The sequence below is a fragment of the Streptomyces longhuiensis genome (assembly GCF_020616555.1).
Taxonomy (GTDB): Bacteria; Actinomycetota; Actinomycetes; order Streptomycetales; family Streptomycetaceae; genus Streptomyces; species Streptomyces longhuiensis.
The window spans coordinates 94,156-115,354 of sequence record NZ_CP085174.1 but is presented as its reverse complement, the minus strand read 5'-3'; the positions used below and the strand labels follow the sequence as shown (position 1 = coordinate 115,354).

The window sequence follows — 21,199 nt, the reverse complement described above, 5'->3', positions numbered from 1 at the left end:
GTTGTCACCGGGGTCGGCGGCCATGTCCTTTACCGAGAGTCTTGTCCGCCGACCCCGGAGTCGTGTCCCCCAGCGGGCCGATGTAGTCGGCGCTCCGGAAGCCGTGTGATCGCGGCGCTCACTGCCAGCCCGAGCGTGACACCGACAGCGGCGGCGGCACTCTGCGCCCAAGCGTCGTCGAGGGAGCCGGGCAGGACGGCGCTGGTGAGCCGGGTGGCGCCCCACAAGACTGCTACCGCGGCCAGTGCGGCCGGCCAGCGGTGCCGTACCCCGTCGCTGATGTCGTCGACGATATGAAAGAGGAGCAGCAGCGCCATGAGGTGGCTGCCGCCGAAATCATCGTCCCAGTCGAGCGCGGTGAGCCCGGCCCCGAAGGCAAGCACGAACAGCCAGAACCCCACCAGTCGCCGGACGGACGTGGGTGGCTGTCGCCTCGCACCACGCGGGAGCCAAAAGAACGGTGGGATGTGCTGGCCGATCGCGTACTTCTGCATGACTCGCGTCCTGATCCCCCGGGGTAGCCGACTCCTGTCGGCGCTCAGTAATAGGACGCGCAGGAACAGGACGCGGTTGTGGTGAAGTGTCGCCGCATGGAACCGCCTCGGGGAGCCAGAGGCTGTCGATCTTCGCTTGTGGTGACAGAAGGGCTGCCGAGTGAGCATGTGAGACAAGCCGCGTGCTTCGCTGGCGACAACCAGGCCGCTTCGACCGGTCCTGTACACCGGTTCTTCTGGCTCCCCTGGCGACAACTTCCGTTCTTCGGCTCACGCCCATCGACCACAGCAAGAGCCCGCTGTTCGACGCCGACCACGACCTGGTCCGCATCGCCGTCGCGCTGCGCCGCAGCCCGCACTTCGCCACTGCGGACGCCGACGCTGGCGGCGACACGGTGTGGTTCACCACCGAGGACGGCATCAACTACACGCTGACCTCGCGACGGCGGCGTGATCGCCCAGGAAGACCTGTCCACCCCGGCCATCGACGTCGCCTTCGTCCCCGACCGGCTGCTCGCCAGCGACCCGAGCGACTCAGAGCGGGTTACGGCCGAACTCCTCAACTACGTGGCGGCCAACTGGGACAAGCAGGACCACCCGCTGCGCGAGCATGCCCAAGCCATCGCCCGCGCCCTGCTCCAGCAGCGGAGCTAGGGGTGATAGTCACCGTTCCCGCTTCCGCCGGGTTCGGGAAGGCCGAGCTGCAGATCGACATCGATGATGCCGAGCACGAGCGCCGTCGTGCCGCCGGCCTGGGCGTCGCCACCGGCCACGGCTTCGGCGGCCTGGACGTCCTGATGGCGCTCCCGCACGGCCTCCCCCTCCCCGTCGCGGACCTCACCGACCACCAGCGCGCGTACGTGACGCGGGCCCCGGCCGGGATCTGCACGATCGACGGCCAGAACGTCACCCGGCATGTCACCTGGCCCGGCCGGGTGACGGTGGCCACGGTGCGGGCCACGAGCCCCTCCAAGATGGAGCTGGACGCGGCAGCGCAGTTCGCACCGTTCTGCGCCCGTCGGGTGATCATCACCAGGCCCCTGAACCGCCTGCTGAATCCCGAGACGCTGCTGGATTTCGGGTTCTACGGGGTCGGCGTGTACCTCCAGCACGACAACGGAGAGCTGGAGACGCTCGTGGAGCCGCGCCCGTGGAGGCCGATACGGCGGCACACCCCCACCTCCGCGGCCTGATGGTTCGCGGAGACCGCGTACGGCCAGTTCCTCAAGCAGTCATCCAGCCAGACGCCCGAGCTCTCGCCCGTTCCCTGACCCGGCAGAAGGGATCTGCCCATGCCCGCATCCACCACCGCCTGGCGCGCGTACCGTGAAGTGACGACCCGCCGGGAGGACCAGATGAGCGCGCAGCCCGACCACGCACCCGTCACCACCTACGCCCTCGCCCCCGGGGCGCCGGCCGAACTCCTCGCCCAGCTGCGCGCCGACCGGCGCGCCGACACCTGGGTGCCGGCCTTCGAGCAGGAGTGGGCGAGTGCGCTGGAGGAGTCGCGCCGCACCTTCTCCCTCGCCGCGCTGTATGAGGTCGTCCAGGACTGGCAGGGCCGCATCGCGGCCGCCCCGGCGGTCGACGCGTTCGTCGCCTCCGGCTACGACGACAGCGAGTTCATCGACATGGCGGAGCTGAGGGGAAGGCGACGGTGACCGGACAGCAGCCGTACGCGGTCCGCTTCTCCGCCCCGGCCGCCAAGGTTCTCGACACCCTGCCCGAGCACGCCGAAGACACCGTCTGGGACGTCCTGGACGCCGCCGCGGCCGACCCCTGGGGCTTCCGCCAGTGGAACGCCGACGCTGACGGCGAGGACGTGCGCTACGCCTCCGTCGGCCAGCTGTCCCTCACCTACTGGATCAACCGGCCGCTGCGCCGCCTGTCCGTCCTGACCATCACCTGGCTCGGATAGCCAGCCGCGACAACAACGCCCCGACCCCGGCATCGCAACTGCCGGGGTCGGGGCGTTCCGCATCGTAGCCACCGCCGTATCCACCGGTTGCCACCCGGGCGACAATGACTGACAAGCGGCTTACCAGCTGCCGCGGGGCCGTTCGGCACCGAGCTGGACCTCGCGGAGGCATTCGCGGCAGTCCGGCAAGCCGCTCACGCGTCGGCCTTCCTCCGTCGACCAGGTGAAGCCGCACAGCGATTTAGGCAGGCTTCTGGAGTCATCGGCGGTGGCATGGGAGCCGTAGCCCGGAACGTTCCATGTAACCGGCGTCCCGCCGTCGTAGGGAGCGCCGTCCGGCCAGTTGTAGACGGGCTCAGTGGTGGTGCAGCGCAGCCGGAGGTCAGGGCCCTCCCAGCGGGAACAACCCTGCCGGGCCTGATCAGCAGCGTCGACGGCATCTGCCAGTCGTTCGAAGGACAGGTCGTAGTCCCTCATGTGGTCCCAGTCGCCAGGCTCCTGCTTGCGGACCAGCGAGCGGAACGTCAGCAGCAGCCGCTCCAGGTCGTGCTTCCCGACCCGGATGGTGCTGGTCTCCGGGTCGTAGCCGTACGGGTTCTCGGTGCCAGTCTTCTTGGACATCGCACTTCTCCTAGAAGCCGTCGTGGGCGTCGGGCCTCACGGCCGCCTGGGCGAGTTTGAGTGTGGCAAGGCGCTCCGCCGGGTCCTATCAACCGGCGTCGGCAGCCATGGAGTTGAAGGTCTCCCGCATGAGCTGGTCGGTGGCGCCGGGCTGTTCGACCAGGCTGTCGAAGAGGTCGGCGAGCAGCCAGAGCACGAAGTTGTGTACCAGGGCCTCCGGCGGCGGGATCGTCCCGAACTGGTCGCGCCAGGCCACCGTGTCCATGCTCATGGCCGCGGCCATGAGGACGCCGGTGACCATCGGTACCTGGGCGGGGTCGGCCAGTTCGAAGCCGGGGAGCTTGCGGATCACGGCCGGAATCAGATCGCTGAGCGGATCGAGGCGGTCCTCCTCTGCGCCGTCCTGCTGGCCGATGATGTGCGCGGTCAGCACTCCCACCAGGAAGACCGCGCCCCGGGACACTTCCTCCCGGCCGTAGGTGTCCATCGCGGCCTGGACACGCTGCTGCGCCTGCTGACGTTCCTTCCTGGACGTGCGCTTTTCTAAGATCCGGTACGAGTCCCATGCCGCACGGACTACTTCGTCCACGACTACACCTTCACTGGTCATGTGCTGACCGTAGTGAGTCGGCGGACTGCGGCGGCAGTACTCGCACGAACCGCTGGCTCGCATCCGGTGCGGCCCGCCGTGTTCCGGCCAGACGGCTGCTCGGAGGGCAGCAGCAACGCCGGCGCGTCCGGCAGCTGCGGGAGCGCTCCAGCGACCTGCGCCGCGAGGCCCTCGAACTGATGAGGACGGCCCGGGAGATCGAGCAGCCGATGGCCACCGACGACCGCTTCAAGGACACGTAACCCCGCCCCGCTCGCGCCCCGGCCTGTGAGGGCTGTGAGGCTCACACCCCGTTTCCCCAGGCAGACGCGCCGTCCTGTGAGGGTGTGAGGGTCCGCATGACACTGCTGGGTCCCGCCCCGCCCCACCGCCGAGTCCCGCGTCGCGATGAACGCCACGCCGCCCCTCGTGCGGGTGAATCCCGCGCCCGCCCATCCCCGCAGCTACTCCATGCGGGTGACGGATTGTCAGTCCCGATGCCTAGCGTCCGACTTGTGACAACTCCATCGCGCCCCGGCGGCGTTCGTTGCCCAAGGCGGTGACCTCATGAGCCTGACCTCCGGAATTCACTGTCCGCGCACCCCGCTGCGCCGGTTCCTGGACCGTGAACTGTCGGCCGGTGCCCACCCATTGCGCAAGAGCTTCCGCGCCCGGGACCAGAGCGACCAGATCCTGCTGCCGGGCCCCGTGTCGGCACCGAGGCCGGGAACGTCGGCACCGCGATCGACTACCGGCTGCGCCTGGCGTTCACCACTGCCGAGCCCGTCGATGACGTCGCGCGCACCGGCATCCTGCTCACCGGCACCTCCAACTCCGGCGCGGGCCAGCAGATGCGGGAAGTGTGCGAGGAACTCGCCTCGCGCCTGGAGGAAACGGTCCTTGGCCTGCAGCTCGACAACCGCGAGCTGACCATGGACCGGGCCTACGCCGAAGAGGAGCACCTGGCCCGGATACTGATCGCCGCGGCCTGGTATCAGGTCAACTACCGCAACTCGTAAGGGTTATGCGCGATGCTGACTGGATGACGCGCAAGGGGTGGGGTGTAGCAGCTGCGGCCTGGAGCGTGATCGCCTTGCTGCTTTTGGGGGCAACCGCCTGGTCTGTGGCTCTGGGTGTCGTCCGGCTGGGACTGGCGGGTGACGAAGTCCGGGTCCGCCTTTCACAGTGCCATTTCGAAGGCGGGGGCCGAGGGGGAGGCTACGTCGAGTGCTCTGTCCGACCTGTGGGTGCCAAGAGCACGGACATTGTGAAGGTGTCCTACGACGGCAGGTCGGGAGAGGTGGTGTCCGCTGCCAGGGCGCCGTGGGGCCTTGAGGTGATCGACACGAGTTTTACGTCGTGGGGGACGGCAGTTCTCTATCCGCTGCTGCCCCTTGGAGCTGCGGCACTGACTGCTTACCTCGCCTTGAGGGATGCCCGCCGCGCCTGGAGACCGATCACGAGCCCGCCAACCGCAGCGTGATTGCCACCGATGTGCTGCCCGGTGCCTACGAGGTCGCGTTCCCGGGTGCAGTTGACCCCATCTGGCCTGGCCGCCACGGTTCGGCTCTGCACGCCTACTGGCCGGGGCATCCTCGGCCCCTGCGGGCCTTGCGGTGCCCCTGCGGGGGCGGATATGTAGTCGAGCGACTACATCCCGGACCGGCGCTTCCGTAAGCGTGGCAGGTGCTAGAGCGGGCTGATGGAGACATACATGGCGGCTACTTGGTCGACTGCAGGAGCATGCTGGCGTGCTTTCGTGGGCTGAGCACGACGTGGTTGTGAGGGACCTTGGCGACCAGCGGAGACGGGCCAAGGCAGCTACGCGGCCCAGTAGCACCTGCCGGCAGTATCGCGCGCCAGAAATCAAGGCACGATGCGAAAGCGCTGAGTCCGGAGCAGACAGCGTGTCCTACTGCTAAAGAGGACGCCGCCGCAATCTGCATCCTGACCTGCAGAAACAGTATCTCGCATCACGATCTGACGATCTGGCACCCAGTTCTCAGCAACGTCCATCCAGTTCTTAGGAGCCGTACAGCCAGTGCTGGAGACCGTGGTACCCATGCCTCAGGAACTGGGCACCACGATTTTGAGAACTGAGCAGATTGACGTGAAGTCCATGAGTGGCGCGGTTGCTGGCGCCGCGAGCGTCTCGAGGCGATTGATGTGAGGCTCAGCGACATGCCTGGGAAACGGAGTTCATGAACACAGGGCTCATGTACGTTAGGTTCATCAAGTCGGCTTCAGGGCCGTCCCTCATGCACGCAAGATCGATGCCCATGGATGGAGGGCCCGTTGGGAGCAGCGCGCAGGCTGGTCGACGCAGACACCGGCGAAGCAGTCCCCTATGCGCCGTATGCCTTCTCGGGCGGGCACACTCAGGTTGACAAGGCGCGCGTCGAAGCGATCACCGAGAGCAAGGAGTTCACCCCGAGCCAGAAGTTCCTGGTTCTGTGGTGGATTGGGGTCTCGCCCGAGGGTATGGCGCCGCTTCGGGCCACTGGTGCAGACATTGCCAAGCGGGTGGGGATGACCGCTGATGCCGTCGGAAAGATCAACCGGAAGCTGCTCAAGCGACGCATCTTGATCGAGCGTGGACGCATCGGCAACTACAGGCTCTACCGGATCAGCCCGTACATTGCCTTTCACGGAACCGGTGTAGAGCAGCGGGAGGCGATCAAGTCGTGCAACCCGCCCGACATTCCCGGATTCCAGAACATGACCCCTTCGCGGTGGGAGGCCCAGTGAACAACGACGACAAGCAGAAGCTCCTTGACGTTCTTCACCGCACCTCCGGCATGACCGCGAACCAGCGCCTGGTCGTCATGCTCTACGCGATGCATCCCACCGACCGCGCTGGCGGCGTCATCGAGACCGGCGCCAACCTTGCCAAGCTTGTCGGGATGTCGCCGACCGTGTTCTCGCGCACTCGTCGGCAGGTCGTCGAAGCAGGCTGGCTTGAGGAGACCGAGCGGCTCGCCCACATCAGTTACTACCGGCTTGGCCAGAAGAGCACCGGAGAAGACGTCGTCGTCCCGCTCCGGCGGGCAACCTGAGCGGCCCTACGAAGCAGTGCTCATGTACGTGAGGTCAATGATTCCTGCTCGCCGGCGCTGTACTCATTGACCTCACGTACATGAGTAGCGGCGCGTATTGCTTCGATCCCACACCAGCTAGCGGCCAGCTCTCTCTGACGCCGTCCATTGTCGTACCTCTTCGCGCTGTGTGCGCCGGCGGCAGACTATCCGTCTTGGGTGGCGATGGAGCGGTTGGTCTTGCGCCGGGCATCACGAATGGGGCAGTCCGCTGGGGGAGGAGCGATCCGTGGGTGACCGGCTGAGCTTGGTCTGGGGAGGCGCCGTGGGTGCTGGCGCGACGGTTATCGCGCTCGACTATCGGAGCGTTGGGCTGCGTGTGTATGACCTGATAGCCCAGCGGTCGCCTGGCGACGGGGTTGATCCAAGGTTCTCGCCCGACATCATGCGAGGCATCTTTGGGGTGCTCGGTGTCGTCTTCCTTTCAGCCACTGGGATGAGTGCGTTCGGGATGTTCTGAAATGCCGGTGGCAGCTAGCCCTTTGCCGGTCGCCGGAGAAGGTTGAATTCCTGGTTCAGGCTGCGTCGTCGCGCTCGCGTCGATGGCGGCGAGCTTGAAACGACCTCGCCTACTCCATCGGTCCGGATGGCTCGCCCTTCTCTCAGCCAGTACGTCTCTTCCAACACCGCAACGGCCTGTTGGCCGTCGAGCTCGCGCGCTCCCATCGCATAGCGGGACTCGGCCCTCTAGCGCACTCCATGTCGGCTTGCCTGATCCACCCAATTCGGACACGCAGCCCACTGCTGTGGCTCCGTTGCGTGATCCTCCGAGGTCACCCAGCGCGGTGCCTTCTCGGTGTTCTCGGGGGAGTCTCAAGCGACCGATGTTGATCTTCGCGGAGGGCTAGGGTGAGGGCTTCCCGCGACCCACCCCGGAGGTGCCTGCCCGGTGGCTGACAGCTTTGTTCACCTGCACAATCACACCGAATACTCGATGCTCGACGGCGCTCAGAAGCTTAAGCCGATGTTCGCCGAAGTCGACCGTCAGGGCATGCCCGCGGTCGCCATGAGCGACCACGGCAACATGTTCGGTGCGTACGAGTTCCATCAGGTGTCCAAGGGCTTCGACGGCGTCAAGCCGATCATTGGGATCGAGGCGTACGTCGCCCCGTCCTCGCGTCGTAACCGGAAGCAGGAGTTCTGGGGTCCCGGCGGTCAGCGGGCCATGTCGGATGACGGTGAGGGGTCGAAGGACGTCTCCGGTGGCGGCCGTTTCACCCACATGACGATGTGGGCCGAGAACGTCCAGGGCCTGAAGAACCTCTTCTACATGTCCACCGAGGCCAGCTATACCGGCCAGTTCCCCGCTGGCAAGCCGCGCATGGACATGGAGTTGATCAGTGAGCACGCCGAGGGCATCATCGCCACCACCGGCTGCCCCTCCGGTGCGATCCAGACGCGGCTGCGTCTGAACCAGTACGACGAGGCCCGCGAGGTCGCGGCCGTGTACCAGGACATCTTCGGCCGGGAGAGCTACTTCCTGGAGCTGATGGACCACGGGCTGTCGATCGAGAAGCAGGTCCGGGACGGTCTGCTGCGCCTTGCCAAGGAGCTGAAGATCCCGCTCCTGGCGACCAACGACGCGCACTACATCCACGCGGACCAGGCCGATGCGCACGACAACCTGCTGTGCATCGGCGTCGGCAAGAACAAGGCCGACGAGAAGCGGTTCCGGTTCTCGGGCAACGACTACTACCTCAAGACCGCAGCCGAGATGCGTGAGCTGTTCTCGGAGATGCCGGAGGCGTGTGACAACACGCTGCTGATCGCCGAGCGCGTCCAGTCCTACGACGCCGTCTTCGAGAACGTCGACGAGATGCCGCAGTTCCCCGACGTCCCCGAAGGGGAGACGCAGGAGTCCTGGCTGCGCAAGGACGTCCTCAAGGGACTGGAGATGCGCTACGGCGCCCCCATCCCCGACGAGGTCATGGAGCGCTTCGAGACCGAGATGAGCATCATCGGTCCGATGGGGTTCTCCTCGTACTTCCTCGTGGTCGCCGACATCTGCAAGTACGCCCGAGACAACGGCATCCCGGTCGGACCGGGCCGAGGCTCGGCGACCGGCTCGATCGTGGCGTACGCGACCCGTATCACCGAACTGTGCCCGCTGGAGCACGGCCTGCTCTTCGAGCGGTTCCTCAACCCCGAGCGCATCAACCCGCCGGATGTCGACCTCGACTTCGACGACCGTCAGCGCGACACCATGGTCCGCTACGTCACCGAGAAGTACGGCGACGAGTACACGGCGATGGTCAACACGTTCGGCAAGATCAAGGCCAAGAACGCGATCAAGGACAGCTCGCGGATCCTCGGCTACCCCTTCCAGCATGGGGAGCGGATCACCAAGGCGCTGCCGCCGGACATCATGGGCAAGTCGATCCCGCTGGACGGCATCTTCGACTCCGCCCACCCGCGCTACGGCGAGGCGGGCGAGATCCGGGCGATGTACGAGAACGAACCCGACGTCAAGAAGGTCATCGACACCGCCAAGGGTGTCGAGGGACTGACACGGGGCACCGGCGTGCACGCCGCCGCGGTCATCCTGTCCAAGACCAAGCTGACCGAGCGCATCCCGCTGCACATGCGCGCCAAGGACGGCGTCAAGATCACCGGCTTTGACTACCCCAGTTGCGAAAACATGGGGCTGGTCAAGATGGACTTCCTGGGCTTGCGCAACTTGGGCGTCATCGACCACGCGCTGAAGAACATCCGTGACAACCGTGGCGTCCACCTGGCCACCGTCGACCCGGGCAACGGCGATGACAGGGTCAAGGTCATCCCGCTCGACGACAAGAAGACCTTCGAGCTCCTCGGCCGAGGCGACACGTTCGGTGTCTTCCAGCTCGACGGCGGCGGCATGCGCGCCCTGCTGAAGCTGATGGAGCCGAGCCGATTCGAGGACATCGCCGCCGCCCTGGCCCTGTACCGGCCCGGTCCGATGGCCGCCAACGCGCACACGAACTATGCCCTCAGGCAGAACGGCAAACAGGAGCCAGCCCCGATCCACCCGGAGCTCAAGGAGGTCCTGGACCCGATCCTGGGTTCCACCCACCACCTGCTGATCTTCCAAGAGCAGATCATGGCCATCGCCCGGACCCTAGCCGGGTACACGCTCGGCGGCGCCGACATGCTGCGCCGCGCCATGGGTAAGAAGAAGCCCGAGGTCCTGGCCGCCGAGTGGCAGAAGTTCCACGACGGCATGGAGACCAACAACTACTCGGAAGAGGCCATCAAGGCGATCTGGGACGTCATGCTCCCGTTCTCCGGATACGCCTTCAACAAGTCCCACACCGCCGGATACGGCCTGGTCTCCTACTGGACCGCCTACCTCAAGGCGAACTACCCGGCCGAGTACATGGCCGCGCTGCTCACCTCGGTCGGCGACGACAAGGACAAGGCCGGCATCTACCTCGCCGATGCCCGCAAGCTCGGCGTCACCGTTCTTCCGCCCGACGTGAACGAGTCGCTGGCCGAGTTCGCGGCCGTCGGCGACGACGTCCGCTTCGGCCTGCTGTCCGTGCGCAACGTCGGCGAGAACGTCATCGAGTCGATCATCGCGGGCCGCAAGTCCGGCGGGAAGTACGCCTCCTTCGCTGACTTCCTCGACAAGGTCGACCTCCCTGCCCTGAACAAGCGCGCCGTCGAGTCCCTCATCAAGGGCGGCGCGTTCGACTCCCTCGGGCACACCCGTAGAGGTCTGTCCGCCGCTCACGAGATGGCCATCGACGCCGTCGTTCCGCTGAAGAAGGCCGCCGCCTACGGCCAGGACGACCTGTTCGCGGGCCTGGGCAGCGACGACGCGGCAGACGCCGCCGGTTTTGGCATGGAGGTGCAGATCGGCGAAGAGGAGTGGCCCCGCAGGCAACTCCTGGCCACCGAGCGGGAGATGCTGGGCATGTACGTCTCTGCGCACCCGCTGGACGGCACCGAGAATCTCCTCGCCGCCCATCGCGACACCACCATCGTCGACTTGATCGCCTCAGGGCGAACAGAGGGGGTGGTCCGACTCTCTGGCCTGATCACCAGCGTGCAGCCGAAGATGACGAAGCAGGGCAATGCGTGGGCGATCGTCAACCTGGCCGACCGTGACGGCACGATCGAGGTGCTGTTCTTCCCCGCCACCTACCAACTCGTCGCCGGCGCCCTGGTTGAGGACGCCGTGGTCTCGGTGCAGGGCCGCCTCAACGACCGTGACGGCACGCTCAGTATTTTCGGGCAGGAGCTCCAGACACTCGACGTGTCCTCCGCGGAGCGAACGGGCGCGGCTCCGGTACAGCTCGTCCTGCCGTATCACCGCATCAACGAAAGGTCCGTCAAGGAACTCGGGCGCATCATCGGCGCTCACCCGGGCGACAACCCCGTGCGCCTCGCGGTCCGAGGGGTGGCCAAGACGACCGTCTACCAGCTCGGGTTGATGGTGAACGCCGCGACAGTAGCTTCCGACATCAAGGGCTCGTTCGGTCCGGACATTTGGCAGGGTGTGGCGTGACCAACCCGATTGACGAGACCGAGATCATCCTCCAGCTCGATGAGGTGGAGGACTGCCTGCGCTGCAGTCGAAGTAGGCGCTTCCCAGGAAGGAGAGCACCCGGCAGCGCAGCCAGGACGTCTCGTCCGCAGGGCGGTACTCACGTATGACGTGGCTCAAAACGGTGATCCTCAATGTGAGTTGCGAAGTCCGGACGGTGGCGGTCGCGACGTTGAGAGATCGCAGCGGAGATTCTGCGCACTGTCCCGCGCCCGGGCAATCGGTTTTGCTGATCACCGATCCGGGCGAAGCACCAGACAACAAACGCCTCCCGTCTCACTACATAGCCAGGGCGGGAGGCCGTCGAGGACGGCGCCGGGCCCGGTCGGTGGCCGCGTCCTGGCCGTGCCTGGATCTCGCCGGGGTACGCCGGCGCCGAGGTCGTCGACGAGGAAGTCGTCATCGACGGACAATTCATCTCCAGCCGCTCGCCGGCGGACCTGCCGGCCTTCTGTCGGGCCATCGTCGACCAGTTCGCCAAGACCGGGGCGTCACGCTAGTGCTGTGCCGGGCCTAGCGGGCTAGTTGCCCGACCGCCCCGTCCGGGGGCTGCACCGCCGCTGGCTGGTCTGGTGCTCCGGGGGCGCAGGGCAGGCACATGCTTGATCCAGATCACGCCGTCCACTGGCGAAGTGACCAGCTACGCCAGACCCCGTCCGTGAACCGGACGGGGTCGCGGTCGGTGGCAAGCTGGCAATGCTGACCGTCCGCGACCACAACCAGCGATCTGTCGGGCTGATACGCCGAGTTGGACGGCGCTAGCACTGTCCAAGGCCTCGCCGATCGACCAGATCAACGAACTCACCCACGGTCTGGGGGCGGACCGTGGGTGTGAGTGCGTGGGCTACCAGGCGCACGACCCTCAGGGTGTCGAGCACCCGAACCTGACGCTCAACAACCTGGTGCACTCGGTGAAGTTCACCGGGACGATCGGGGGCGTGGGTGTCTTCGTGCCGCACGACCCGGGGAGCCCGGACAAGCTGTATAAGGCGGAGGGTGAGGTCGCCTTCGACTACGGCCTGCACTGGATTAAGGGCCAGTCGATGGGGACCGGCCAGGCCAACGTCAAGGCATACAACCGACAGCTGTGCGCCCTGATAGAGCAGGGCAAGGCCAAGCCACCGCTGGACCAGGCCCCCAACGGCTACCAGCACTTCGACGCCCGTGACGACGGCTGGACCAAGGTCGTCCTCCACCCCAACGGCTCGAGCTGACCGACTGGGCCATCCCGGGGCCAAGGCCCGCCCCGCAGACACCGGGAACCTGGCTTTCGCGCGTTGGCTTTGGCCGTAGGGGGTGGCATGGGCTACATCGTGACGCCGGCGCCACGGCTTCAGCGAGAAGCGGAAGTCCTTGATCGGGCCGTGGCAGATGTACCGATGCCGTGGGGGAGAACGTGAAGCCGAGCCCGGCGTAGAAGTCCGTCAGGTCCGGTTCGGGCGTGAAGTACATGACGGCCGCGCCCAGCTTCACCGAGATCATCCTCCAGCTCGATGAGGTGGAGGACTGCCTGCGCTGCAGTCGAAGTAGGCGCTTCCCAGGAAGGAGAGCACCCGGCAGCGCAGCCAGGACGTCTCGTCCGCAGGGCGGTACTCACGTATGACGTGGCTCAAAACGGTGATCCTCAATGTGAGTTGCGAAGTCCGGACGGTGGCGGTCGCGACGTTGAGAGATCGCAGCGGAGATTCTGCGCACTGTCCCGCGCCCGGGCAATCGGTTTTGCTGATCACCGATCCGGGCGAAGCACCAGACAACAAACGCCTCCCGTCTCACTACATAGCCAGGGCGGGAGGCCGTCGAGGACGGCGCCGGGCCCGGTCGGTGGCCGCGTCCTGGCCGTGCCTGGATCTCGCCGGGGTACGCCGGCGCCGAGGTCGTCGACGAGGAAGTCGTCATCGACGGACAATTCATCTCCAGCCGCTCGCCGGCGGACCTGCCGGCCTTCTGTCGGGCCATCGTCGACCAGTTCGCCAAGACCGGGGCGTCACGCTAGTGCTGTGCCGGGCCTAGCGGGCTAGTTGCCCGACCGCCCCGTCCGGGGGCTGCACCGCCGCTGGCTGGTCTGGTGCTCCGGGGGCGCAGGGCAGGCACATGCTTGATCCAGATCACGCCGTCCACTGGCGAAGTGACCAGCTACGCCAGACCCCGTCCGTGAACCGGACGGGGTCGCGGTCGGTGGCAAGCTGGCAATGCTGACCGTCCGCGACCACAACCAGCGATCTGTCGGGCTGATACGCCGAGTTGGACGGCGCTAGCACTGTCCAAGGCCTCGCCGATCGACCAGATCAACGAACTCACCCACGGTCTGGGGGCGGACCGTGGGTGTGAGTGCGTGGGCTACCAGGCGCACGACCCTCAGGGTGTCGAGCACCCGAACCTGACGCTCAACAACCTGGTGCACTCGGTGAAGTTCACCGGGACGATCGGGGGCGTGGGTGTCTTCGTGCCGCACGACCCGGGGAGCCCGGACAAGCTGTATAAGGCGGAGGGTGAGGTCGCCTTCGACTACGGCCTGCACTGGATTAAGGGCCAGTCGATGGGGACCGGCCAGGCCAACGTCAAGGCATACAACCGACAGCTGTGCGCCCTGATAGAGCAGGGCAAGGCCAAGCCACCGCTGGACCAGGCCCCCAACGGCTACCAGCACTTCGACGCCCGTGACGACGGCTGGACCAAGGTCGTCCTCCACCCCAACGGCTCGAGCTGACCGACTGGGCCATCCCGGGGCCAAGGCCCGCCCCGCAGACACCGGGAACCTGGCTTTCGCGCGTTGGCTTTGGCCGTAGGGGGTGGCATGGGCTACATCGTGACGCCGGCGCCACGGCTTCAGCGAGAAGCGGAAGTCCTTGATCGGGCCGTGGCAGATGTACCGATGCCGTGGGGGAGAACGTGAAGCCGAGCCCGGCGTAGAAGTCCGTCAGGTCCGGTTCGGGCGTGAAGTACATGACGGCCGCGCCCAGCTTCCCCGCGGGATCCGAGCCCGTTACCTTCTCCGCTTCGGCGACCAGGGCGCGCGATGCCCTTCCCACGCCACTCGTCGACCTCCGCAGGGAGTGCAGGCTAGCGACGAGACCGGAGACGATGTACGGGTTGGGCGACCCGGCGACGAGCTCAGGCACGCGTTGCCGTTACACCCTGCATCAGTCTCAACTGTCGTTGCGGTGACGCGGATTCAACGCCATGTGGATTGTCCGGGTTGCCAACGCGAGACCGGCCTGGATCCGCGCATCGGACTTTCCGGCCGGGGGAGGTGTCTAGGCGGTGTTCGCGGTCAAGAGCCGTTGTGCCGCCGTGGTGGCTCCGGCCAGGTTGAGGGGGATGTCGAGGCTCTTGCACATGCGATGGGCGCGGACGACGACGCTGAGCGTGGCGGGCGTCGGTTCTCCCGCGGGGACCTGGACGGTGACGCGGCGGGGCCGGTGGGTGTGGACAAGGGCCTCGATCTCAACGGCGGCCGCGGCCCGGGTGTTGACGTCGACGCTGTGGTGCAGGGTCACGTGCAGGGCGCCGCCGTCGACGCTGTGGCTGATCAGCATGATGGCCTCCGCTCGCCGTGTCCTTGGGCCGTACTCCGTCCGGCGGGCTGGAGGGACGGAGTAGCCTTCCAGGATGACAGTCGGGCGGCGTTACGGCAGCTCACGGCCCCTCCTGGGCCGTTCGCGTCGCACTTCCAAGCCAGGCCGGTGCCGGTGATCGCGCTGCCGGGTCCGCCTGCCTCATACGCGCGCCACCGTGTACAGGTGGGGAGGTTGCCGGAGTCGTGGCGAGGTTGCGGCGCTGGCGTCGCCCTGACGAAGTGAACGTCGACGGCTTCGATAGCCCCGCCGCATCCAAAAGCGGCTCGGCTACCTAATAAGCCCGATCGACTTCGAGGAGACGTACTACGCCGACCAGGTATCCGCTGAACGAACGAACCTGAAACCCCGCCAGCCCTCCCTGACCTGCTGATCAGCGACTGCCGCACAGCGGAGGAAGCTCACGGCAGCCACGGAGTCACCGGCCCGGCCGATGTCCTGCTCGGATATCAGGCCTCGACGAGGACATCCGACCCCGCGACTCTCCGCCGGTCGGTCTTCGGCCGCGCCATGTGAGGTCGCGGTTGACATATTTCGGACCGGTGTAAGGCTGAAGAAGACGCGGTTCCGCCGCTCACGTAGAGCCTGTCAGTGCCGCCCATGCGGCCTAGTAACCCACCAGTTCGGGCGGCGACAGATGAACCTAACCCCTGCTCCGTAGGGGACAGCTCCGGGACGCGAAGTGAGGCGATCGAATGGACCGGGTTCCCGAGGTGGCCGTGGTAGGAGCCGGCATCGTCGGACTCTGCACCGCCTATGCACTGGCCGAACGCGGGACGACGGCGAGGGTCTACGAAAGCGGCGTTCCAGGCCACGGGCAGTCCAATGGCCAGTCCCGCATATTCCGCCACGCGCACGACGACGCCCGCCTGGTCGAATTCGCCCGGCAGGGCCGCGCCGTCTGGGACGAGTGGGCCGACCGGTTGGGCGCCGAACTGATCTCCCAGGACGGAGCGGTCGCCCTGGGAGATTCCGTTTCTGAGAGACTGCGCATTCTGCAGGATGCCGGCGGCATACGGGTCCGGACCCTGGACAGCGCCGAACTTCACGCCCGCATGCCGCTGCTTGCCGACTACCGCGGTCCCGCGATGCTCGAGGAGGACGGCGGTGCCATCCGCACCCGTGTCGCGGTTGAGAGCCTGGTGGACGCGCTGGGTGACGCTGTGGTCACCGACGAGGTCATCTCGCTGCATCCGACGGGCCGCGGCACGGTGGAGGTGCTCAGCGCCGTCGGCCGCGAAGAGTACGCAACGGCCGTGGTGTGCGCGGGCCTGGGCACCGCGCGGCTGGCGCGCAACGTGGGGCTTTCGCTACCGATACGGCCGGCAGCCCACATCCGCCTCACCTTCCAGGTCAGGGGAGCGCCCCCCAAACGGGTCGCCTGCCTGCAGGACAGCAGCGGCGACTTCGGGGAGGTTGGTGTCTACGCAGCCCCCTATCCTGGCAACAGCCGATATGCGGTGGGCCTCAGCCAAACGGTCCAGGTTCGGGAGGACGGCAGCTTCGTGGACCCCGAAGAACTGGCGGCACTCGGTGACCGCGCCCGCGCGTACGTCTCCCGCGCACTGCCGGGCCTCGACCCCGAGCCCGTCGAGCACCTGCGCTGCTGGGTGACAAGCCTGCCGTGGAGCGAAGACGGCATGGCGGTCTGGGAAGCCGACAGAATCTTCTTCGTCGCCGGGCACAACCTGTTCAAACAGGCACCTCGGCTGGGACGGGCATTGGCCGGCGCGGCCATGGCCGAGGAACTCGAGGAGAACCTGCGTCCGGCGGCCGCACTCGGCCAGCCTCACTGAAGGCCCCAACAGTTGGCGCAGCCCGCTCCGACGACCGGGCGACGACGGGCGACGAAGTCGGCACACCCCAGCCTTCCGCAGGCCGCCATTTCGTGTCAGCCCGGTTCAGAGAACTCTTGCGCGCTCGGCTGGTTGCACTTATTCACGATCCCGAAGTTTTGACCGTCGAGACCGGGCAGGGAACCGGTTCTGACAGATCCACTGTGCCCGGGGCCATCCGTTCCAGCACCGGCTCAGAGCCGTTCGGCGTACAGGGCACAGCGCCGTTCACCTCTGGGAGGGGCGTTACGGAGAATTCCATTCCGGCCTGAGAAGATTCCATCTGATCTGCGATGTATGTCGTGGTGCAGTGGGTGGTCGGCAGTCTTGGCCACCGTCTCAGCCAGGAGGAAGCCATGGCGGATCCACGGACAGTAGTCCTTCCCCGCGGGGTTGCGGTCCCGGCTCTTGGTCAAGGCACCTGGGGGATGGGGGAGGACGCCGGGCGCCGCGCGGCCGAGGTGTCGGCCCTGCGCGCCGGGCTGGACCTGGGGATGACCCTCGTCGACACCGCGGAGATGTACGGGGACGGCGCGGCGGAGGAAGTGGTGGCCGAGGCGGTGTCCGGACGGCGCGACGAGGTCTTCCTGGTCAGCAAGGTGCTCCCCTCCCACGCGGACGCCCGCGGAGTGGCCGAGGCGTGCCGGGGGAGCCTGCGCCGTCTGCACACGGACCGGATCGACCTGTACTTGCTGCACTGGCGCGGAGCCGTGCCGCTGGAGGAGACGGTCGAGGCGTTCGAGTCCCTGGTGCGGGAGGGTGCCATCCGTTCCTGGGGGGTGAGCAACCTGGACGTGGAGGATCTCGCGGACCTGCCGCCCGGAGCCGAGCCGCAGACCGACCAGGTGCTGTACAACCTCAGCCGTCGAGGGCCCGAGCACAGTCTGCTGCCCAGGTGCCGTGAACTGTCGATCCCCATCATGGCGTACTCGCCGGTTGAGCAGGGCCGTCTGCTCGACCACACGGCGCTGCGGGAGGTGGCCGCTGCCCAAGGTGCGACGCCCGCGCAGATCGCCCTGGCGTGGGTCCTGCGGCACGAGGACGTCATCGCGATCCCGAAGGCGTCCTCCCGCGGGCACGTCGAGGAGAACAGGGCGGCTCTGGAGGTGGACCTGACCGCCGAGGACCTCGCGACCCTGGAGCGGGCGTTCCCGCCGCCGGGCAGCAAACGGCCGCTGGAAATGCTGTGACACCGCTGCGGCGCGCGCCCGACCGCGCTCCGCACGGGGCCGGGTGGGTGGGCCTCGCCGGTGGCTCCTCGAGCGCCAGGAGGAGATCCTTCGGGACAACCTGACCGTCTCCTCTGCGCTCGTCGGCATGGCCCAGCGCGACCCGCCCCGGCATGATCAGCACCACCCCGACGCCTTCTGGCGGGCCGCAGTCATGAGCCCGTGAGGGGCGTTCTGTACGGAAAGAGGGCGACAACTGCCGGACCACAGCAGTGCATGGGCCGGCGCTCACCCCCATACGGCCGTGTCGGCCGGACTGCCCAGCAACCCCGCTTCCAGGCAGACACGTTCGGGCTGGGTCAGGATCAGTCCGACGCGTCGGGGTGGACAAGGCAGCTTGGTCTTCGGGGGAGTTTGTGGGCGAGGACGTCGAGTTGCTCGACGGAAGGCAGTTGGGCGAACAGCGCACCGGCTCGTTCCGCTTCCCTTCGTGAGCCGGTGCGCGGGCTCGGGTGGCGCCCTACCGGTGGGCGGCCCGATGCCCGAGCAGGTGGGGCCAACGGTGGTGGCCGTCTCCCGGGGCCCGTTCGCCTTCAGCCCCAGGGGCTTCCTCGTCCCGCGCGCCGGGCGACTGGGCGCGGCCACGGTCCTGGCGGTCACGCTCCCGCCGGCTGATCGGATCATCGCGCTGCTCGGCGAGGTCGTCGCGATCCTTGCCGGCTGCCGCCGACACGCCGCGGGCGCTGCCTCGATGGTCGTTCATGGTGCCACGGTCCTTGCGCAGGGCCGCGTTCTCACGGTTGGACTCCCTGAGTCCGTGGCGGGCCTCGGCGGCCAGGCGGGAGGTGCGGCGCGTGCCGGTCAGAAGCAAGCCCAGCCCCAGCATGGCCACGGCCCCGACGATGATGCCGTAGAGGAAGAGCGTGCCGGTGGAGCCGGTCATGTCGTGACCGAACAGGGCGAACGTGTTGGTGAGCGCGTGCCCGCTGCCCGTGTTGCTGAAAATTCCGGCCGCCGCGACGATCGCTGCCAGGATCAGGAGGATGATCCCGAGAATAATGATCATGACGCACTCCAGAGGATTTACATCGTAGCTCCTCGACTACAGTGGTATCTACATTGTAGATCTACAGGATGATTCGGCATCCGGTGTCGGCCTCTGCGAGAGGAAGTGCTGACATGGCCTCTTCCCCGACCGCCCCAGTCGTCCAGGGATCCGGCCCGTACTCCAACGGCAGACTCACCCGGGACAGGGTGCTGGCCTGCGCACTGGAGATCATCGACCGTGACGGCGTCGACGGGCTCACCATGCGCCGCCTGGCCCGCGCACTGGAGCGCGACCCGATGAGCCTCTACCGCCACGCATCTAACAAGGCGGCACTGCTCGACGGCGTCGCCGAGACCGTCCTCGCCCAGCTGACGGTAGACCCTGCCGCCACCGACTGGATCGCTCAACTACGCACCGTCGCACGCCAGTACCGCCGCCTCGCACTCGCCCATCCACACGTCGTACCCCTGCTCGTCACCCGGCCCATGGCCACCCCCCTGGCCCTGCGCCCCCGCGGCACTCTGCGTCCGCTGGAGGCCGTCCTAGCCCTGCTCACCAGGGCCGGCTTCAGCGGATCTGACGCCCTACACATCTACCGCGCGCTGTTCGGTTTCTTGCACGGCCACGTCCTGAACGAACTGCAGGAACTCGTCGACAACCCGGAGGAGAGCGATGACCTGCTCCGCCTGGGCCTGCACCGGCTACCCATCGGAGAGTTCCCTCTCCTGCGCGGTCTGGCCTCGGTCCTCGCCGCCTACGACGGCGCCGCCGAACTCGAACGCGGACTCGACATCCTCCTCACCGGGCTGCAGGCCACCCTGACCCCGATCCCGTGAGGGCCGCCCGGCAGGCCGGGGGAGACCGGGAGGGCTTCTCCGCGGCTTCGGGCGGGCGCTGACGCCCCGCGGGTCGGAAGATGGGAGCCCCTCTCGGGCCGATATGACCGCCCTGCGGGCAGGTGGGAGAATCGCCCGCCCTCGCTGCCCGCCGCTACGCGATCTCCGGCGACCGCCGCCCCTGTACGGGACTGTCCTGTGACCGAGGCTGCCCCTCGTATCGTGTGCGGGGCTTGTGGCCGCAGCTGGCGTTGGCGGGTTCCTCAGCCCGGGCCCGGGTGCCTGCGCTCAAGCTTCCGCATCCACAGGCCCGTCCGCGCGATGGCCACGCAGGATCGCCGCAGACGAGACCTTCGACGTCTGAGGCATTGCTAGCGTCTTTCACCAGGAGCATCCCGAGCTGCCCTGGCACCGGCGCGGGTTCGCGCGAGGGGAATGGGCCGTGGTCGAAGCTGGCAGATCCCCTGACGGACCGTCGTAGTGTGCGCGATGATCGCCCTTCGGACGGCGAAGGAGACGGTCATGGACAAGGGCAGGCGGATCACCGGCGTGGCACGTGACACGCTGGCCGCGGAGCTGAAGGCCGCATACGAAGGCGGCGCCTCGATACGGAGCATCGCGGGCAGCACTGGACGCTCCTATGGCTTCGTCTACCGCATCCTCATCGAGGCAGGTGTCACTCTGCGCGGGCGCGGCGGCGACACCCGCAGCAAGCCCAGCTCATAGTTCTGCCGTGACCAGGCAGCGGCCTGACGGCCCTCGACACCCTGCGCTGCGCGCCGTCGTGGACGACCTCGCCGCCAGCAGCCACCAGGTCGGCGAGCTGATGTTTAAGTCACCCGCGCCTACTCGTCGCTGGGGCTGCTCAGGCGGGTTGGAGTGTTTCGGCCAGGCGGTCGATGAGGGTGTTGCAGAAGACGGGCAGATCGTGGGGGCCACCGCTGGTGATGAGCTGGCGGTCGACGACGACCTCTTCGTCGACGACGTCGGCGCCGGCGTTGCGCAGGTCGGTGCGGATGCTGGGCCAGGAGGTGAGGCGCCGGCCGCGTACGACGTCGGCTTCCGCCAGCGTCCAGGGTCCGTGGCAGATGGTGGCGACGGGTTTGCCGGTGCCCATGAACTCGCGCACGAAGCTGACGGCGTCGGGGTCGGTGCGCAGCTGGTCGGGGTTCATGGTGCCGCCCGGGAGCAGCAGCGCGTCATAGTCGCCAACGGAGGCGTCGGCGACCTTCTTGTCGACGGAGATGGTGCCGGCGGGGTTGATGTCGCTCTGGCGGGCGTTGATCTCGCCGGTGTGCAGCCAAACCAGGGTGATCCAGGAGACGCCTGCGGTATCCGTCGGTACAAAAGCGGCTGCGAGTGCGGTGCCTGCGAGCGCTGCCAGAACGGCAGCCAGCACGGTCTATAACACTGAGATGCGGGGGCGTTTGGTGTGAACGAGACGCCCCAACGTTGCCGTCACCAGGCCGAGCGGCAGGCAGAGCATGACCG

The 21,199-nt window shown here is 67.3% G+C and carries 20 protein-coding genes and 4 pseudogenes; 18 read left to right on the top strand and 6 right to left on the bottom strand.

Going from position 1 to position 21,199, the window contains the following annotated elements; all coding sequences use genetic code 11:
• Positions 1–29 precede the first annotated feature (29 nt).
• Positions 30–494 (bottom strand): hypothetical protein, encoded by a 465-nt coding sequence (locus LGI35_RS45540; RefSeq protein WP_227300900.1) that lies wholly within the window; start codon positions 492–494, stop codon positions 30–32.
• A 450-nt stretch (positions 495–944) separates the two neighbouring features.
• Here LGI35_RS45540 and LGI35_RS45535 point away from each other — a divergent pair, with 450 nt between their 5' ends.
• The 4 genes from LGI35_RS45535 to LGI35_RS45520 all read left to right on the top strand — a co-directional run bounded on the left by LGI35_RS45535 (position 945) and on the right by LGI35_RS45520 (position 2,412).
• The gene (locus LGI35_RS45535) at positions 945–1,148 is read left to right on the top strand and encodes a hypothetical protein (protein ID WP_227300899.1); all 204 of its coding nucleotides are present in this window, start codon (positions 945–947) and stop codon (positions 1,146–1,148) included.
• Positions 1,149–1,150: 2 nt separating this feature from the next.
• Positions 1,151–1,687 (top strand): hypothetical protein, encoded by a 537-nt coding sequence (locus LGI35_RS45530; RefSeq protein ID WP_227300898.1) that lies wholly within the window; start codon positions 1,151–1,153, stop codon positions 1,685–1,687.
• Positions 1,688–1,849: 162 nt separating this feature from the next.
• Complete coding sequence (locus LGI35_RS45525) at positions 1,850–2,155, top strand: DUF6247 family protein (RefSeq protein ID WP_227300992.1); 306 nt, start codon at positions 1,850–1,852, stop codon at positions 2,153–2,155.
• The gene (locus LGI35_RS45520; protein WP_227300897.1) at positions 2,152–2,412 is read left to right on the top strand and encodes a hypothetical protein; all 261 of its coding nucleotides are present in this window, start codon (positions 2,152–2,154) and stop codon (positions 2,410–2,412) included. The genes LGI35_RS45525 and LGI35_RS45520 overlap by 4 nt, the downstream gene beginning before the upstream one ends.
• 120 nt (positions 2,413–2,532) lie before the next feature.
• Here LGI35_RS45520 and LGI35_RS45515 read toward each other — a convergent pair whose 3' ends face one another.
• Positions 2,533–3,033, bottom strand: a complete 501-nt coding sequence (locus tag LGI35_RS45515; protein WP_227300896.1) for a hypothetical protein — start codon at positions 3,031–3,033, stop codon at positions 2,533–2,535.
• An 88-nt stretch (positions 3,034–3,121) separates the two neighbouring features.
• On the bottom strand, positions 3,122–3,643 hold the full coding sequence (locus LGI35_RS45510; protein ID WP_227300895.1) for a hypothetical protein: 522 nt from the start codon (positions 3,641–3,643) through the stop codon (positions 3,122–3,124).
• Between the two features lie 830 nt (positions 3,644–4,473).
• Between LGI35_RS45510 and LGI35_RS45505 the strand changes: the two genes are divergently transcribed.
• From LGI35_RS45505 to LGI35_RS45455, 9 genes and pseudogenes are all read left to right on the top strand, one after another.
• Positions 4,474–4,641 (top strand): hypothetical protein, encoded by a 168-nt coding sequence (locus LGI35_RS45505; RefSeq protein ID WP_227300894.1) that lies wholly within the window; start codon positions 4,474–4,476, stop codon positions 4,639–4,641.
• Positions 4,642–5,917: 1,276 nt separating this feature from the next.
• A complete protein-coding gene (locus LGI35_RS45500; RefSeq protein WP_227300893.1) occupies positions 5,918–6,370 on the top strand; it encodes a MarR family transcriptional regulator in 453 nt (150 codons plus the stop codon).
• Entirely contained in the window at positions 6,367–6,678 is a 312-nt protein-coding gene (locus tag LGI35_RS45495) for a cyclic nucleotide-binding domain-containing protein (protein WP_227300892.1), read from the top strand. The genes LGI35_RS45500 and LGI35_RS45495 overlap by 4 nt, the downstream gene beginning before the upstream one ends.
• 268 nt (positions 6,679–6,946) lie before the next feature.
• Positions 6,947–7,177, top strand: coding sequence for a hypothetical protein (locus tag LGI35_RS45490; protein WP_227300891.1), 231 nt, complete (start codon positions 6,947–6,949; stop codon positions 7,175–7,177).
• 429 nt (positions 7,178–7,606) lie between these two features.
• Complete coding sequence (dnaE, locus tag LGI35_RS45485) at positions 7,607–11,206, top strand: DNA polymerase III subunit alpha (RefSeq protein WP_227300890.1); 3,600 nt, start codon at positions 7,607–7,609, stop codon at positions 11,204–11,206.
• A gap of 407 nt (positions 11,207–11,613) precedes the next feature.
• A pseudogene (locus LGI35_RS45475) lies at positions 11,614–11,745 on the top strand (DJ-1/PfpI family protein); the annotation flags it as partial.
• Between the two features lie 267 nt (positions 11,746–12,012).
• A pseudogene (locus LGI35_RS45470) lies at positions 12,013–12,459 on the top strand (MDR/zinc-dependent alcohol dehydrogenase-like family protein); the annotation flags it as partial.
• A 647-nt stretch (positions 12,460–13,106) separates the two neighbouring features.
• Positions 13,107–13,238 (top strand): annotated as a pseudogene (locus LGI35_RS45460) (DJ-1/PfpI family protein); the annotation flags it as partial.
• 267 nt (positions 13,239–13,505) lie between these two features.
• Positions 13,506–13,952: pseudogene (locus LGI35_RS45455) on the top strand (MDR/zinc-dependent alcohol dehydrogenase-like family protein); the annotation flags it as partial.
• A gap of 547 nt (positions 13,953–14,499) precedes the next feature.
• Here the strand turns inward: LGI35_RS45455 and LGI35_RS45450 are convergent.
• Positions 14,500–14,781 (bottom strand): hypothetical protein, encoded by a 282-nt coding sequence (locus LGI35_RS45450; RefSeq protein ID WP_227300889.1) that lies wholly within the window; start codon positions 14,779–14,781, stop codon positions 14,500–14,502.
• 734 nt (positions 14,782–15,515) lie between these two features.
• Between LGI35_RS45450 and LGI35_RS45445 the strand changes: the two genes are divergently transcribed.
• From LGI35_RS45445 to LGI35_RS45435, 3 genes are all read left to right on the top strand, one after another.
• A complete protein-coding gene (locus LGI35_RS45445; protein ID WP_227300888.1) occupies positions 15,516–16,616 on the top strand; it encodes an NAD(P)/FAD-dependent oxidoreductase in 1,101 nt (366 codons plus the stop codon).
• 395 nt (positions 16,617–17,011) lie between these two features.
• Entirely contained in the window at positions 17,012–17,845 is an 834-nt protein-coding gene (locus LGI35_RS45440; protein WP_227300887.1) for an aldo/keto reductase, read from the top strand.
• A gap of 43 nt (positions 17,846–17,888) precedes the next feature.
• Positions 17,889–18,050 carry a hypothetical protein gene (locus LGI35_RS45435; protein WP_227300886.1) on the top strand — a complete coding sequence of 54 codons (162 nt, stop codon included), beginning with the start codon at positions 17,889–17,891 and terminating at the stop codon, positions 18,048–18,050.
• 294 nt (positions 18,051–18,344) lie between these two features.
• Here LGI35_RS45435 and LGI35_RS45430 read toward each other — a convergent pair whose 3' ends face one another.
• Positions 18,345–18,890: a hypothetical protein gene (locus LGI35_RS45430; protein WP_227300885.1), complete on the bottom strand. Its 546-nt coding sequence runs from the start codon at positions 18,888–18,890 to the stop codon at positions 18,345–18,347.
• Positions 18,891–19,003: 113 nt separating this feature from the next.
• Between LGI35_RS45430 and LGI35_RS45425 the strand changes: the two genes are divergently transcribed.
• Positions 19,004–19,708 (top strand): TetR/AcrR family transcriptional regulator C-terminal domain-containing protein, encoded by a 705-nt coding sequence (locus LGI35_RS45425; protein ID WP_227300884.1) that lies wholly within the window; start codon positions 19,004–19,006, stop codon positions 19,706–19,708.
• A 522-nt stretch (positions 19,709–20,230) separates the two neighbouring features.
• Entirely contained in the window at positions 20,231–20,434 is a 204-nt protein-coding gene (locus tag LGI35_RS45420; RefSeq protein ID WP_227300883.1) for a helix-turn-helix domain-containing protein, read from the top strand.
• A gap of 139 nt (positions 20,435–20,573) precedes the next feature.
• Here LGI35_RS45420 and LGI35_RS45415 read toward each other — a convergent pair whose 3' ends face one another.
• On the bottom strand, positions 20,574–21,107 hold the full coding sequence (locus LGI35_RS45415; protein ID WP_227300882.1) for a DJ-1/PfpI family protein: 534 nt from the start codon (positions 21,105–21,107) through the stop codon (positions 20,574–20,576).
• Between the last annotated feature and the right edge of the window lie 92 nt (positions 21,108–21,199).